Annotated in this window: 14 protein-coding genes; 7 read left to right on the forward strand and 7 right to left on the reverse strand. The window is 72.7% G+C overall.

Translation table 11 applies throughout. The features are described from left to right. The first annotated feature begins 99 nt into the window (after positions 1–99). The 4 genes from O7546_RS04995 to serA all read left to right on the forward strand — a co-directional run bounded on the left by O7546_RS04995 (position 100) and on the right by serA (position 5,498). The gene (locus O7546_RS04995) at positions 100–1,995 is read left to right on the forward strand and encodes an acetolactate synthase large subunit (protein ID WP_194799652.1); all 1,896 of its coding nucleotides are present in this window, start codon (positions 100–102) and stop codon (positions 1,993–1,995) included. Next, complete coding sequence (gene ilvN, locus O7546_RS05000; protein WP_013284504.1) at positions 1,996–2,511, forward strand: acetolactate synthase small subunit; 516 nt, start codon at positions 1,996–1,998, stop codon at positions 2,509–2,511. Between the two features lie 58 nt (positions 2,512–2,569). After that, positions 2,570–3,583, forward strand: a complete 1,014-nt coding sequence (gene ilvC, locus O7546_RS05005; protein WP_194799653.1) for a ketol-acid reductoisomerase — start codon at positions 2,570–2,572, stop codon at positions 3,581–3,583. Between the two features lie 316 nt (positions 3,584–3,899). Next, complete coding sequence (serA, locus tag O7546_RS05010; RefSeq protein ID WP_120571297.1) at positions 3,900–5,498, forward strand: phosphoglycerate dehydrogenase; 1,599 nt, start codon at positions 3,900–3,902, stop codon at positions 5,496–5,498. A 61-nt stretch (positions 5,499–5,559) separates the two neighbouring features. On the opposite strand, the gene O7546_RS05015 is transcribed toward serA, so the two are convergent. Together O7546_RS05015 and O7546_RS05020 are read right to left on the reverse strand one after the other, a co-directional pair. Then, a complete protein-coding gene (locus O7546_RS05015; RefSeq protein ID WP_194799654.1) occupies positions 5,560–5,913 on the reverse strand; it encodes a hypothetical protein in 354 nt (117 codons plus the stop codon). A gap of 310 nt (positions 5,914–6,223) precedes the next feature. Continuing rightward, positions 6,224–7,096 (reverse strand): FAD:protein FMN transferase, encoded by an 873-nt coding sequence (locus tag O7546_RS05020; RefSeq protein WP_194799655.1) that lies wholly within the window; start codon positions 7,094–7,096, stop codon positions 6,224–6,226. Between the two features lie 219 nt (positions 7,097–7,315). Here O7546_RS05020 and O7546_RS05025 point away from each other — a divergent pair, with 219 nt between their 5' ends. Next, positions 7,316–8,347, forward strand: a complete 1,032-nt coding sequence (locus O7546_RS05025; RefSeq protein ID WP_194799656.1) for a 3-isopropylmalate dehydrogenase — start codon at positions 7,316–7,318, stop codon at positions 8,345–8,347. A gap of 189 nt (positions 8,348–8,536) precedes the next feature. Further along, positions 8,537–9,631, forward strand: coding sequence for a branched-chain amino acid aminotransferase (locus tag O7546_RS05030; protein WP_194799657.1), 1,095 nt, complete (start codon positions 8,537–8,539; stop codon positions 9,629–9,631). Positions 9,632–9,681: 50 nt separating this feature from the next. Here O7546_RS05030 and O7546_RS05035 read toward each other — a convergent pair whose 3' ends face one another. The 4 genes from O7546_RS05035 to O7546_RS05050 all read right to left on the reverse strand — a co-directional run bounded on the left by O7546_RS05035 (position 9,682) and on the right by O7546_RS05050 (position 12,223). Beyond that, a complete protein-coding gene (locus O7546_RS05035; protein ID WP_269696274.1) occupies positions 9,682–10,422 on the reverse strand; it encodes a tyrosine-protein phosphatase in 741 nt (246 codons plus the stop codon). A gap of 51 nt (positions 10,423–10,473) precedes the next feature. Then, positions 10,474–10,938: a PRC-barrel domain containing protein gene (locus tag O7546_RS05040; RefSeq protein WP_194799659.1), complete on the reverse strand. Its 465-nt coding sequence runs from the start codon at positions 10,936–10,938 to the stop codon at positions 10,474–10,476. A 191-nt stretch (positions 10,939–11,129) separates the two neighbouring features. Continuing rightward, a complete protein-coding gene (locus tag O7546_RS05045; RefSeq protein WP_194799660.1) occupies positions 11,130–11,660 on the reverse strand; it encodes a carboxymuconolactone decarboxylase family protein in 531 nt (176 codons plus the stop codon). A 2-nt stretch (positions 11,661–11,662) separates the two neighbouring features. Continuing rightward, the gene (locus O7546_RS05050; RefSeq protein ID WP_069087635.1) at positions 11,663–12,223 is read right to left on the reverse strand and encodes a peroxiredoxin; all 561 of its coding nucleotides are present in this window, start codon (positions 12,221–12,223) and stop codon (positions 11,663–11,665) included. A 315-nt stretch (positions 12,224–12,538) separates the two neighbouring features. Between O7546_RS05050 and cimA the strand changes: the two genes are divergently transcribed. Further along, a complete protein-coding gene (gene cimA, locus O7546_RS05055; RefSeq protein WP_269696275.1) occupies positions 12,539–14,137 on the forward strand; it encodes a citramalate synthase in 1,599 nt (532 codons plus the stop codon). A gap of 1 nt (position 14,138) precedes the next feature. Here cimA and O7546_RS05060 read toward each other — a convergent pair whose 3' ends face one another. Beyond that, the gene (locus tag O7546_RS05060) at positions 14,139–15,131 is read right to left on the reverse strand and encodes an endonuclease/exonuclease/phosphatase family protein (RefSeq protein ID WP_194799662.1); all 993 of its coding nucleotides are present in this window, start codon (positions 15,129–15,131) and stop codon (positions 14,139–14,141) included. Positions 15,132–15,224: the final 93 nt, after the last annotated feature.

The following is a 15,224-nucleotide window of genomic DNA, read 5'->3' on the forward strand; positions in this document are numbered from 1 at the left end:
GCACGTGGGCTTTTTTGTTGCCGTCGGACCATCGCCGGGACCTCGCCGTCCCATCCTGAGAAGCGCGTCACCCACTCACTTCCGAAGGCTTGAACCGCCATGACGAGACCCACGCCAGAGACCCTCGCCCACTCCGCCCGCCGTGCCCGCTCCGGCACCGGCGCGGCCGGTGACTCCGACCCCGCCGCCCGCCCCGGCCGTACCGTCCCGGCGGCCGCCACCACCGAGACGCCCGTACGGGAGCCCGCCACCGCGCAGGTCTCGGGCGCCGGTTCGCTCGTGCGGTCGTTGGAGGCGCTCGGCGTCGACGTGGTCTTCGGCATTCCGGGCGGCGCGATCCTGCCCGCCTACGACCCGCTCTACGACTCCACGGTCCGGCACATCCTGGTCCGCCACGAGCAGGGCGCCGGGCACGCGGCCACCGGCTACGCGCAGGCCACCGGCCGGGTCGGCGTGTGCATCGCCACCTCCGGTCCGGGCGCGACGAACCTGGTGACGCCGATCGCGGACGCGTACATGGACTCGGTCCCGATGGTGGCCATCACCGGGCAGGTGGCCCGGCCGTCGATCGGCACCGACGCCTTCCAGGAGGCGGACATCCAGGGCATCACGCTGCCGATCACCAAGCACAACTTCCTGGTGCAGACCGCCGACGAGATCCCCCGCGTGCTGGCCGAGGCGTTCCACCTGGCCGCGACCGGCCGCCCCGGCCCGGTGCTCGTCGACATCCCCAAGGACGTGCTCCAGGCGCCGGCGACCTTCTCCTGGCCGCCCACGCTCGACCTGCCCGGCTACCGGCCGACGCTGCACCCGCACGGCAAGCAGATCCGCGAGGCGGCCCGGCTGATGACCGGCGCCCGCCGTCCGGTCCTCTACGTCGGCGGCGGCGTGCTCAAGGCCGGCGCCACCGAGGGGCTGCGCAAGCTGGCCGAGCAGACCGGCATCCCGGTGGTCACCACGCTGATGGCACTGGGCGCGTTCCCCGACTCGCACCGCCAGCACCTGGGCATGCCCGGCATGCACGGCACCGTCGCCGCGGTCTACGGCCTGCAGAAGGCCGACCTGATCGTGGCGCTGGGCGCCCGCTTCGACGACCGGGTGACCGGCAAGCTGGACTCGTTCGCGCCGGACGCGACAGTCGTGCACGCCGACATCGACCCGGCCGAGATCGGCAAGAACCGGCACGCGGACGTCCCGATCGTGGGCGACGCGCGGCACGTGATCGACGAGCTGATCGCCGCCGTCACCGCCGAGCAGGCCGCCCACCCGCCGGCCGACCTGACCGGCTGGTGGGCCCAGCTCGACGACCTGCGCGAGCGGTACCCGCTGGGCTTCGAGGAGCCGGCCGACGGCACGCTCTCCCCGCAGTACGTGATCAAGCGGCTGGGCGAGATCGCCGGCCCGGACGCGGTCTACGTGGCGGGCGTCGGCCAGCACCAGATGTGGGCCAGCCAGTTCATCTCGTACGAGAAGCCGCACACCTGGCTCAACTCCGGTGGCCTGGGCACGATGGGCTACGCCGTCCCGGCCGCGATGGGCGCCAAGGTCGGCAAGCCGGACACCACGGTGTGGGCGGTCGACGGCGACGGCTGCTTCCAGATGACCAACCAGGAGCTGGCCACCTGCGCGCTGGAGGGCATCCCGATCAAGGTCGCCGTGATCAACAACGGCAACCTGGGCATGGTGCGGCAGTGGCAGACCCTGTTCTACGGGGAGCGCTACTCCAACACCGAGCTGGGCACCCACAAGCACCGCATCCCGGACTTCGTCAAGCTCGCCGAGGCGCTCGGCTGCGTCGGCCTGCGCTGCGAGAACGCGGCCGACGTGGACAAGACCATCGAGGCGGCCATGGCGATCAACGACGCGCCGGTGGTCATCGACTTCGTGGTCGGCAAGGACGCGATGGTCTGGCCGATGGTCGCCGCCGGCACCAGCAATGACGAGATCATGTTCGCCAGGGGTGTGCGCCCCGCGTTCGACGAGGACGAACTCTAGATGACTATGCACACGCTGTCCGTGCTGGTGGAGAACAAGCCGGGTGTCCTGGCCCGGGTCTCCGGGCTGTTCTCCCGGCGCGGGTTCAACATCGACAGCCTCGCCGTCGGCGAGACCGAGAACCCGGACGTCTCCCGCATCACCATCGTGGTCAACGCCGAGTCCTCGCCGCTGGAGCAGGTGACCAAGCAGCTCAACAAGCTGGTGAACGTCCTCAAGATCGTGGAGCTGGACCCGCAGGTGTCGGTGGCACGCGAGCTGCTGCTGGTCAAGGTCCGCGCGGACCGCGCGGCCCGCGCCCAGGTGCTGGAGACGGTCGGCCTGTTCCGCGCCCGGGTTGTCGACGTCGCGCCGGACACGCTGACCATCGAGGCGACCGGCACGCCGGACAAGCTCGACGCGCTGCTGCGCGACCTGGAGCCGTTCGGCATCAAGGAGATGGTCCAGTCCGGCACCGTGGCGATCGGGCGGGGTTCGCGGGCCATCACCGCCGGCCCGGCCCTGCGCGCCGCCTGATCCGTACCCACAAGTTTTTCGACGGGCCGACGGGCACCGCCGTACGAAAGGGAAGTCAATGAGCGTTGAGGTGTTCTACGACGACGACGCCGACCTGGGCCTGATCCAGGGCCGCAAGGTCGCCGTGATCGGGTACGGCAGCCAGGGCCACGCGCACGCGCTGTCGCTGCGCGACTCCGGTGTCGACGTGGTGATCGGCCTGCCCGCCGGGTCGAAGAGCCGGCCGAAGGCGGAGGAGCAGGGCTTGCGGGTGCTCACCCCGGCCGAGGCGGCGGCCGAGGCCGACGTGATCATGATCCTGGCGCCGGACACCGCCCAGCGGCACATCTACGCCGAGGCCATCGCGCCGAACCTGGCCGCGGGCAAGGCGCTGTTCTTCGGGCACGGCTTCAACATCCGGTACGGCCTGATCAAGCCCCCGGCCGACGTGGACGTGGCGATGGTCGCCCCGAAGGGCCCCGGTCACCTGGTCCGCCGCCAGTACGTCGACGGCAAGGGCGTGCCCTGCCTGGTCGCCGTCGAGCAGGACGCCAGCGGCAACGCGTTCGGCCTGGCCCTGGCGTACGCCAAGGCGATCGGCGGCACCCGGGCCGGTGCGATCCGGACCACGTTCACCGAGGAGACCGAGACCGACCTGTTCGGCGAGCAGGCGGTGCTGTGCGGTGGCGCGGCGGCGCTGGTGCAGACCGGTTTCGAGGTGCTCACCGAGGCCGGCTACGCGCCCGAGGTGGCCTACTTCGAGTGCCTGCACGAGCTGAAGCTCATCGTCGACCTGATGTACGAGGGCGGCATCGCCCGGATGCGCTACAGCATCTCCGACACCGCCGAGTACGGCGACCTGTCCCGCGGCCCGCGCGTGATCGACTCCCGGGTCAAGGACGAGATGCGCAAGATCCTCGGCGAGATCCAGTCCGGCGAGTTCGCCCGCGAGTGGGTGGCCGAGGACGAGGCCGGCCGGCCGAACTTCGCCAAGTGGCAGGCCGAGGGCGCGGCGCACCCGATCGAGGAGACCGGGCGGAAGCTGCGCGGCATGATGAGCTGGGTCGACCGGCCGATCACCGAGACCGCCTGAGCCCTCCCCACGTGCGGCCCGCGACCCGACGCTCTCCCCGGCGTCGGGCCGCGGGCCGCCGTTCGTTCACGTGCTGGGACACGGTGAGTAACGCCTCGTCCCGCACCGCCCCCGGTGAACAGGGGATGACAGGCGTGCGACGGACCTGTGTGAGGGCGCTCACCCCGCAGTCCGGGACCCGGAGAGCGGGCAGGCACCTACCATCCTTGGTGTGGTGCCCGAGCGCACCCGACGGCCGTGGCACGGATCGGCGCAGGGCGCAGCGCGGCGTCCCCGCGCCCCAGGCCGAACCATTACCGAGCGTCTACGAGGACCGATGAATCCTGTCGTACTGATCGCCGAAGAACTCGCCCCCGCCGCCATCGAGGTGCTCGCGCACGACTTCGACGTGCGCCACGTGGACGGCACCGACCGCCCCGCTCTGCTCTCCGCCCTCTCCGAGGCCGACGCGGTGATCGTACGCAGCGCCACCCAGATCGACGCCGAGGCGATCGCCGCCGCGCCGCGGCTGAAGGTGGTCGCCCGGGCCGGCGTCGGCCTGGACAACGTCGAGGTGCCGGCCGCCACCGCCCGGGGCGTCATGGTCGTCAACGCGCCCACCTCGAACATCGTCTCCGCCGCCGAGCAGGCCGTCGCGCTGCTGCTCGCGGTCGCCCGCAACACCGCCAGCGCCAGTGCCGCGCTCAAGGCGGGGGAGTGGAAGCGGTCCAAGTACACCGGCGTCGAGATCCAGGGCAAGACCGTGGGCGTGGTCGGTCTCGGCCGCATCGGCGTGCTCTTCGCGCAGCGTATCGCCGCGTTCGGCACCCGGCTGATCGCGTACGACCCGTACATCCAGCCGGCCCGCGCCGCCCAGCTCGGCGTCCGCCTGGTCGGGCTGGAGGAGCTGCTGCGGGAGAGCGACTTCATCTCGATCCACCTGCCGAAGACGCCGGAGACGGTCGGCCTGATCGGCGAGAAGGAGCTGGCGATCGTCAAGCCGGGCGTCCGGATCGTCAACGCCGCCCGCGGCGGCCTGGTCGACGAGCAGGCGCTCGCCGACGCGATCGCGGAGGGCCGGGTCGCCGGCGCCGGTGTCGACGTGTACGCCAAGGAGCCGTGCACCTCCTCGCCGCTGTTCGCCTTCGACAACGTGGTGGCCACCCCGCACCTGGGCGCCTCCACGAACGAGGCGCAGGACAAGGCCGGTCTCGCGGTGGCCAAGAGCGTCAAGCTCGCGCTCCAGGGCGAGTTCGTCCCGGACGCGGTGAACGTGCAGGCCGGCGGCGTGGTCGCCGAGGACGTCCGCCCGCTGCTGCCGCTGGCCGAGCGGCTGGGCCGGGCGTTCACCGCCCTGGCCGGCGGGGTGGCCGCCAGCGTCACCGTCGAGGTGCGCGGCGAGATCGCCGCCCACGACGTGTCGGTGCTCAAGCTCGCCGCGACCAAGGGCCTGTTCAGCTCCGTGGTGGAGGAGCAGGTCACCTACGTCAACGCGCCGCACCTGGCCGCCGAGCGGGGCGTCGAGGTCACGCTGGCCACGCCGGGCGAGACCGTCGACCACCCGAACCTGGTGACCGTACGCGGGGCGCTGCCGGACGGGCGTACCGTCCGCGTCTCCGGCACCGTGGCGCACACCGGCACCCGCGACGTGTTCAAGCTGACCGAGGTGGACGGTTTCGACGTGGAGATCGGTGCGGAGGGCATCCTGGTCTTCCTGCGCTACGCCGACCGGCCCGGCGTGGTCGGCACCGTCGGCACGCTGCTCGGCGAGGCCGGCGTCAACATCGCCGCCATGCAGGTGGCCCGCCGCGAGGCCGGTGGCGAGACGCTGATGACGCTCACCGTCGACCAGGCGCTCGGCGCCGACCTGCTCACCTCCGCCGCCGACTCGATCGGCGCGGTCGCGGCCAGCGCGGCCGACCTGCGCGACGTGTAGTCCGAACAGGACACATCGGGGCCCGGCCGGATGCGGCCGGGCCCTTCGTCGTCCCGGCCGGTCAGGAACGCACGCGGGCCGGTGGCGGGTAGACCGAGCCGTCCTGCGCGTCGAAGAGCATCAGGTCGTGTTCGCCGGCCAGCCGTTCGATGTCCAGCAGGACCTGGTCCGGGCAGGTCGGGTTCAGGTTCATCTCGATGTGGTCGGCGGCCGTGTGCAGCGGCGCCTCCCAGGGCGTACCCGGCCGGGTCGGACCGTCGGGGTAGCTCGCCGTGATCGTCCGGTAAAAGGCGACCAGCCTCGGGTCGGGTTGCTGCTTGCCGTGCCAGCCCTCGCGGCACTGCTGCACCGCCGCCCGCACCTGCTCCGGTGTCGCCCCGTCCGGCAGGGCCCACACGCTCAGATCGAAACTCACGGCGGACAGCGTGCCATCCCGCGCCCGGCCCGTCACCTCTGCCCCACCGGGCGTTCACCGCTGATTGCCGACATCGTTCACCGGGCGTCCGCTGTGGAGACTCTTGCCTCGAGTTGCGTCGATTCGCTAGCGTACCGATGCGGTTTCCGCTGAGTCGATCCCCGGCCCGTCTTCGGGTGGCGTGGTCGGGCGCCCGGCCCCTCGGCCCGCACCCCTCGATTGCGCGAGCCACGCGCACTCGTCGCTGACCGGCCCTCACGGTCGTTGCCGAGACCGTGGGGGCCGATCGCGCTCCCCCGCCGAGCGCAGATCAGCGCCGGTGGTGCGCGAACAGCGGCCGGTAGTCCGAGTCGTGACGGAACCAGGCCAGCCCGGCCGGTCCGGCGGCGTACAGGGCGGTGGCGTAGGCGTCGGCGACTGCGAGGTTCGGGCCGAACACGGTGGCGGCCACCAGCCGGTCGGTCGGCTCGCCGGTGTGCGGGTCGACGACGTGCCCGCGCCGACCGGTGACGCCCGAGGTGCCGACCGCGCCCGTCGTCATCTCCATCACGACAGGTGTCCGGCGGGTGTCCGTCGGGTGGTGCACGGCGACGCGCCACGGTCCGCCGTGGGCGGCGTGTCCGCGTACCGTCAGGTCGGCGCCGCTGAGCACGGCGTAGTCGTGGATGCCGGCGGCGCGCAACCGCGCCGCGGCCCGCTCCACCGCCCAGCCGCCGAGCAGGCCGCCCGGGTCGAAGCCGCCGGGCACGGCCCAGGCGTCGAACCAGCCGTCGGTGGCCGCCCGCATCGCGGCGCAGAGGTCGATCAGGTCGGCCAGCGGGGGGTACGAGTCGGGGCTGATCTCGTCGCGGCGCAGCCGGGAGACGAGGCTGTCCGGCCGGTTCGGGCCGTAGGTGAGGTCGACGGCGCGCAGCTCGGCGACGGCGTCGCGCAGCGCCTCGCTCACCGCCCGGTGGCCGAACCACTCCGGCGCGTTGAGCAGCATGGTGTAGTCGGCGGTCGAGGTGGTGACGGTGTGCCGGACGCTGATCCGCCCGGACGCGGAGGTGCCGGCCCGCTCGACACGGTGCTTCGTGGCACCCAGGTGCAGGTCCGGCCGGAGCGGGCGGAACGCGGACTGGTCGACCCAGCGGGTACGTGGTTGTTCGTCCGCCCAGTGGGCCCGCCGGTGCTCGATCCGCATGACACCTGCCCCCTCGGTGGTCGCCGCCGCGTCGCGGCGGTGCCGGATTCCGGGCCCCCGTCGACCCGGTGAATCCGACCCTAAGCAGTGGAGATGACCGCAGCATGAGTGCCGGCTGGGAGCCTCCTGTGATTCGCCGTCCCGGATGATGGAAGATTCGTACCGGGGGCCGGGACGGCGACGTACGGTTGCGCCTAACGACGAGACGAGGAGCGCCAGGTGGCACACATCGCGGTGGTGGCCGGCGACGGCATCGGACCCGAGGTGGTCGCGCAGGCCCGCAAGGTCCTCGACGCGGTGGTGCCCGGGATCGAGGCCACCGAGTACGACCTCGGCGCGGCACGTTACCACCGCACCGGCGAGGTGCTGCCCGACTCCGTCCTCGACGAGCTGGCCGGCCACGACGCCATCCTGCTCGGCGCGGTGGGCGACCCCACCGTGCCGCCGGGAGTGCTGGAGCGCGGTCTGCTGCTCAAGCTCCGGTTCGCCTTCGACCAGTACGTCAACCTGCGCCCGTCCCGGCTCTGGCCCGGCGTGGCCGGTCCGCTGGCCGCGGTCAAGCCCGGCGAGGTCGACCTCGTGGTGGTCCGCGAGGGCACCGAGGGGCTGTACGCGGGCGCCGGCGGCGCGCTGCACCGGGACACCCCGGCCGAGGTGGCCACCGAGGAGAGCCTGAACACCCGGCACGGCGTCGAGCGGGTGATCCGGGACGCGTTCGCCCGGGCCGGCCGCCGGGAGCGGCGCAAGGTCACGCTCGTGCACAAGACGAACGTGCTCACCCACGCCGGGTCGCTGTGGGCGCGCGCGTTCGCCGCGGTGGCCGCCGAGCACCCGGACGTGACCACCGAGTACCAGCACATCGACGCCGCCGCGATGTTCCTGGTGACGAACCCGGCGCGGTACGACGTGGTGGTCACGGACAACCTGTTCGGCGACATCCTCACCGACATCGCCGCCGCCGTGACCGGTGGAATCGGGCTCGCGGCCAGCGGCTGCATCAACCCCGAGGGGCGCTACCCGTCGATGTTCGAGCCGGTGCACGGCTCGGCGCCGGACATCGCCGGCCAGGGCGTCGCCGACCCGGTCGCCGCGGTGCTGTCCGCCGCGCTGCTGCTCGACCAGCTCGGCCACCCCGACGCCGCCGCCCGGGTCACCGCCGCGGTCGGCGCCGAGTTGGCCGCGCGTACGCCGGGGACGCCGCTGCGTACCGAGGAGGTCGGCGACCGGCTCGCCGCGTACGCCGTAGCCTGACCGGGCCGACCCTGCTGGCGGCCCGGTACCGGGCCGCCAGACCCGTCACCGGGCCACCCCGACCGTCCGGCGCGTCGTCTCCGCCGGGGCGGAGCTATCCGCTGAACGACCGTTCGGGGTAAGTTTTCTGGCACCAGTGACGTCGGTGTGCGATCCCGCATGCCGTCAACCCGCAGGGAGGTCAGCGCGATGAGCGGTGGTGACATGCTCGATTTCGAGATCCGTCCGAATCCCGCGCCGGTATCCGCCGCCGACCGGGCCGCCCTGCTGGCGAACCCCGGCTTCGGCCGGGTCTTCACCGATCACATGGTCACGATCCGCTACGCCGAGGGCAAGGGCTGGTACGACGCCCGCCTGGAGGCGCGGGCGCCGATCCCGATGGACCCGGCCGCGGCCGTACTGCACTACGCGCAGGAGATCTTCGAGGGGCTGAAGGCGTACCGAACCGGTGACGCGGTGACGATGTTCCGTCCCGAGGCCAACGCGGCCCGGTTCGCCGCGTCGGCCCGCCGGCTGGCCATGCCGGAGCTGCCGGAGGCGACGTTCGTGGAGTCGCTGCGCCGGCTGGTCGAGATCGACCAGGCGTGGATCCCGGAGCACGAGGACGCCAGCCTCTACCTGCGGCCGTTCATGTTCGCCAGCGAGGTCTTCCTCGGCGTCCGCCCGGCCAACGAGTACCTCTACTGCGTGATCGCCTCGCCGGCCGGGGCGTACTTCGCCGGTGGCGTGAAGCCGGTGACGGTCTGGGTCTCGCCGGACTACACCCGGGCCGCGCCCGGCGGTACCGGCGCGGCCAAGTGTGGCGGCAACTACGCCGCCTCGCTCGCCGCGCAGGCCGAGGCGATCGAGGCCGGCTGCGACCAGGTGGTCTTCCTGGACGCGGTCGAACGGCGGTACGTCGACGAACTGGGCGGCATGAACGTCTTCTTCGTCTACGACGACGGCAGCATCGTCACCCCGCCGCTGGGCGGCACGATCCTGCCGGGCATCACCCGCGACGCGATCCTCGCGCTGGCCGCCGAGGCCGGGCACGAGGTGCGGGAGGCGCCGGTCAGTTTCGACGACTGGCGGGCCGACGCGGCGAGTGGCCGGCTGCGCGAGGTGTTCGCCTGCGGCACCGCCGCCGTGATCACCCCGATCGGCGGCGTGCGCTTCCCCGACGGCGAGTTCCTCATCGGCGGCGGCGAGCCGGGCCGGGCCACGATGGCGTTGCGGCAGAAGCTCGTCGACATCCAGCGCGGCCGCGCCGCCGACCCGCACGGCTGGGTCACCCGGGTCCTCTGACGGCCCTTCGCGGTGAGCAGGGATTCCGCTCCCTGCTCACCGCGGCGGCGTCAGTCCAGCAGGTGGGTGCGCAGGGAATCCAGCTGCGCCTCGGTGACGCCCGCGTGGGTCAGGTAGCCCTCGACCGAGCCGTAGCCGGTGCGCAACTCGGTGAGGAACAGCTCCATCGTCTCGGCCGGTGACTCCAGGAACGGCGGCGGTGGTTCCTCCGCGTCCGGCAGCGTGGCCCGGACCCACGCGGTGAAGCGCCGCGACGCGGCGGTGCTGAGCGCGTAGTCGGCTACCACGTCCTCGTCGGGCACCCCGAGCACGGAGAGCGTGAGCGCGCAGACGATGCCGGTGCGGTCCTTCCCGGCGACGCAGTGCACCACCACCGGGGCGTTGGCGCTGTCCGCGATCAACCCGACCGCCTCGCCGAGCCCGGCGGTGCCGGTACGCGCCAGATCGGCGTACCGGTCGGCCAGGTAGCGGGCCAGGCTGACGCCGGAGGCGTCGAACCGGTTCGCGCCCCAGTCGGCGTGCTCGGGGTGGATGTGCCGGTAGGTCAGCCCGTCGTAGTCGGGCACCCGCCCGTCGCGTTCCACCTCGGACGGCCGGCGCAGGTCGATGACGGTGCGGATGCCGAGCGCGGTGAACGCGCTCCGGTCGGTCTCGTCGATGCGGTGCAGCGAGTCGGAGCGGTAGAGCCGGCCGCGGCGGACCATGCGCCCGTCCCGAGCGGCGTATCCGCCGACGTCGCGGAAGTTGAACAGGGTGGGGAAGGGGCTCTGCGGGGCGTCCACATCCGACACGGTAACGGCCGGCGGGGCGTTCGTCCGTCCCCGCCGGCCGTCGCCGAGGTGTCAGGCGCGCGGCGGTACGTCCGGCGGCAGCGCCGAGTGGCTCTCGCCGTAGTAGCCGCCAAGCCGGTCCCGGTAGCCGGGGTCGGCGTGGCTGGCCTCGTCGTACTCCGGGGCGGCCTTGATCTGGTCCTTCTCCCGGTCGACGTGCACGGTGCGGGCGTCGTGGTCGACGTGGTTCACGGTCCCGGCCGGGAGCATCACCTTCTTGCCGAAGATCCACGGCCCGGTGTCCACGACCAGGTAGCTGTCGTCCACCTCGTGGCTCGCCCGGTCGATCTTGCCGATGGCACCGTCGGTGGCCTCGACCTTGTAGCCGGTCAGGTCGGCGCTCGCCACACCCGCCTCGTCGCGGTAGCGCCACGGGTCGAAGGCACCCGCCGGGGCGCCCCCGGCGACCGTGCCCCGGCCGTCGTCGAGGATCGGCTCGGTGCCGCCGTGCGTGGCGCGCGGGTCCAGTCCGTCCATGTGCCGCCTCCCGTCCCAGGGCCGCGGCCGTCGCGGCGCCGTCGTCAGTCGGGAGGGTTACCCACCCTGTCCGGGCACCAACCCGCCGAGGCCGGCCCGCCGACGCCGAGGGGCCGGCGCCACGGTGGTGACGCCGGCCTCTCGGGTCGTCGGCCCGCGCGGTGCCGGTCTGGCACGTGCGGGCCGGTGGATCAGGCCAGTGCGGCCTCCGCGTCCAGGGTCACCGCGGCGGCGTGTACGACGGCGGCGATGCGCAGCCCCTCGTGCACCTGCTCACGGCTGAACCCGGCGGCCCGCAGCGTCTTCTCGTGCGACTCCAGGCAGACGCCGCAGCCGGTGATCGCCGAGACGGCGAGGCACCACAGCTCGAAGTCGGCCTTCTCCACGCCGGGCCGGGCGATGATCTGCATCCGCAGCCGGGCCGGCAGCGACGCGTACTGCTCGTCGCCGATCAGGTGCTTGGCCCGGTAGTAGACGTTGTTCATCGCCATGACCGCCGCCGCGCCCTTGGCCGCCGCGACCGCCTCGGGCGTGAGGTGACCGGCCGCCTCGGCGGCGATCTCCCGCAGCACCAACGGGTTCCGGGCCGCCACCGCGCAGGCCAGGGCGGTGCCCCACGCCTGATCCGGCTTCAGCGTCGAGGTGGTGATGGTGGAACCGAGGTTGAGCCGGATGTCCTTGGCGTACTCCGGCAGGCCCGCCTTGATCGCGTCGAGACCCACGGTCAGGCCCCGGCGCCGGCGAGGAGCGCGTTGGCGTCGAGCGTCGCCGCGCCCTTGTTCCAGTTGCACGGGCACAGCTCGTCGGTCTGGAGCGCGTCGAGCACCCGCAGCACCTCGGAGACGTTGCGGCCGACCGAACCGGCGGTCACCATGACGAACTGGATCTCGTTGTTCGGGTCCACGATGAAGGTGGCCCGCTGCGCGACACCGTCGGCGCCGAGCACGCCGCAGGCGGAGGTCAGCTCGCGCTTGATGTCGCTGAGCATCGGGAAGGGCAGCTCGCGCAGGTCCGGGTGGTCCTTGCGCCAGGCGTAGTGGACGAACTCGTTGTCGACGGAGACGCCGAGCACCTGGGCGTCCCGGTCCGCGAACTCGCCGTTGAGACGGCCGAACTCGGCGATCTCGGTGGGGCAGACGAAGGTGAAGTCCTTCGGCCAGAAGAACACGACGCGCCACTGGCCCTCGTGGGACTTGTGGTTGATCGTCTCGAACGCCTTGTCGGCGTCGAGCGACACGCAGGCGGTGAGTTCGTACTCGGGGAAGTGGTCACCGACAGTGAGCACGGGTCCTCCTTGAGCGTGGCTCGGCAGCACCGCCGGGCCAGTAACTGGATCAGTTCAAGATTCTTCCGCAGCCCCGTTTGTGCTCGTGGTGGGCGGTGGTCCGGTGTGAAGGCGATCACCAGGGCGGTCGTCGTCCCGGAATATGGGTTTCGCCTCCCAAAACCGTGGGCGGGGTGGCAGAGTACGGGTCGTGACCAGCTTCGTCCTGATCATTAGCAGCTAGCGCGCCGGCCCTTCCCCCGCCGAGCGCGCAGACCTCCCGCATCCGCGGGGGGTCTTTTTGTTTGCTCCCCAGGGCACGAGAAGAGGACTCCGATGACCTTCCAGGTGTACGACACGACGCTGCGCGACGGCGCGCAGCGCGAAGGGCTCACGTACTCGGTGGTCGACAAGCTGGCGGTGGCCCGCCTGCTCGACGACCTCGGAGTCGGCTTCATCGAGGGCGGCTGGCCGGGCGCGGTGCCAAAGGACACCGAGTTCTTCCGCCGCGCCCGCACCGAGCTGGAGCTGCGGCACGCGATCCTGGTCGCCTTCGGGGCCACCCGCAAGGCCGGCCTCGCGGTCGAGGACGACCCGCAGGTGCGCGGCCTGCTCGACGCGCAGACCCCGGCCGTGGCCCTGGTCGCCAAGGCGGACCTGCGGCACGTGGAACGCGCGCTGCGCACCACCGCCGAGGAGAACCTCGCCATGATCCGCGACACCGTGTCGTACCTGGTGGCGCAGGGGCGGCGCGTCTTCGTCGACGGGGAGCACTGCTTCGACGGGTTCCGGTTCGACCCGGGCTACACCGCCGCCGTGGCGGAGACCGCGCTGGCCGCCGGCGCCGAGCGGTTCGTGCTCTGCGACACCAACGGCGGCATGCTGCCCTCCCAGGTCACCGCCGTGGTCGAGCAACTGGTGGCGCGGACCGGCATCGCGCCGGAACGGCTCGGCATGCACGCGCAGAACGACACCGCGTGCGCGGTCGCAAACACGATCGCCGCCGTCGAGGCGGGCGTCCGGCACGTGCAGGGCACCGCCAACGGGTACGGCGAGCGCCCCGGCAACGCCGACATCTTCGCGATCGTCGCCAACCTCCAGCTCAAGCTGGGCATGCCCGTCCTACCGGAGGGCTGCCTGGAACAGATGGTGCGGGTCTCGCACGCCATCGCCGAGATCGCCAACATCGCCCCCGACACCCACCAGGCCTACGTCGGGGCCGCCGCCTTCGCTCACAAGGCGGGGCTGCACGCGAGCGCGATCAAGGTCGACCCGTTGCTCTACAACCACGTGGAACCCGCTGTGGTGGGCAACGACATGCGGATCCTGGTGACCGAGATGGCCGGCCGGGCCAGCATCGAGCTCAAGAGCCGCGAGCTCGGTCTGGACCTGGCCGGCCATCCGGACGCCCTGTCCCGGGTCACCGGGCGGGTCAAGGAACTGGAGGCCGACGGCTGGTCCTTCGAGGCCGCCGACGCCTCCTTCGAGCTGCTGGTCCGCTCCGAGCTGCCCGATGCCGCGCCGGCCCGGCCGTTCGCGCTGGAGTCGTACCGGGTGATCGTCGAGCACCGCGAGGACGGTGCGGTGGTCTCCGAGGCGACTGTGAAGATCCGGGTACGCGGCGAGCGGGTGATCGCCACCGCGGAGGGCAACGGCCCGGTCAACGCGCTGGACGAGGCGCTGCGGGTGGGCCTGGCCCGGCACTACCCGGAGCTGCGCGACTTCGAGCTGGCCGACTACAAGGTGCGCATCCTGGAGGGCAGCCACGGCACCGGCGCGGTGACGCGCGTGCTGGTGGAGACCGCCGGCGCCGGGCGCGACTGGACCACAGTGGGCGTGCACCCGAACGTGGTCGAGGCGAGCTGGCACGCGCTGGTCGACGCGCTCACCTACGGCCTGGACCGGGCCCGGGTGGCGGGCGGGAGCCCGGCCTGACTCAGCCGGCCGGCAGGCGCAGCTCGGCCAGCAGCGCGCGGTGGTCGCTGCCCGGCACCGGCCAGGTGCCGGCGGCGTGGGCCGCGATGCGCCTGTCGACGAGGACGTGGTCGATGGTGACCGGCGGGATCGGGTCGCCGTCGTAGGGCCCCCAGGTGCCGTCGAACCCGGCTCCGGCCGCGTCCGCCGCGTCGGTGTAGCCGGTGGCGATCAGGTCCCGCAGCGCCGCGTGGTCGAGCGTGGCGTTGAAGTCCCCGGCCAGCACGCTCAGCCCGCCGTCCGGAGTGGCAGGCGGCTGGGCGCGCTGGTCGGTCCACCAGTCCGGCACCACGTGCGGGGCGTACGGCGCGGCCGGGTGCGCCGACTCCACCCGCACCGGTGGCGCCCCGGGCACGGTCACCGTCGCGTACGCCTGGGTGAAGAAGAAGCCCTTGTTGCGCCGGTGACCGGTGTCGCGCAGCGGGTGCCGGGCGTACACGCCGGAGCCGGTCGAGCCGACCTCGGGCGTCAGCGACCGGTGCGGCAGCAGCGTGGCCAGTCCGAGCCGGTCCAGCTCGGCCGCCAGCGGCGGGGTGAGTTCCTGCACCGTGAGCACGTCGACCCGGCGGTTCCGGACCAGGTCCACCAGCGCCGCCGGGTCGGCCGAGCCGAGGCGCAGGTTGGCGGTGAGCAGCCGCAGCGTCGGGCCGTCGGCGGCGGGCCGGTCGCCGGGGATCGCGCGCGGCGCCACCGCGCCGATCAGCGTCAGCGCGGCCAGGACCGCGACCACCGCCGGGGCGCGGCGCCGCAGGGCGAGCGCGGCCACCGCCACGACCGGGGCCACGGCGGCGACGTACGGCGTGAACGCGACCGCCTGCACCAGCGGGCCGCGTTCCAGCCCGGTCAGGCGTACCAGTGCCCACGCGGCGACCGGCGCGACGGCGAGCCAGCACGCGACGGTGGCGAGGCGGCCGCTCCGGGTGCCCGCGCGGGGCGGTCGCGGCAGGGTGATCATGGCGCTCAGGCTACCCGGATCAGGGACGGCGCGATGCCCTCCGAAACAATTTCGTGAATTGTTGCTCGCAATTTCCGGGCAGCTTTGCGGATC

The organism is Micromonospora sp. WMMA1976 (assembly GCF_027497335.1).
GTDB lineage: Bacteria > Actinomycetota > Actinomycetes > Mycobacteriales > Micromonosporaceae > Micromonospora > Micromonospora aurantiaca.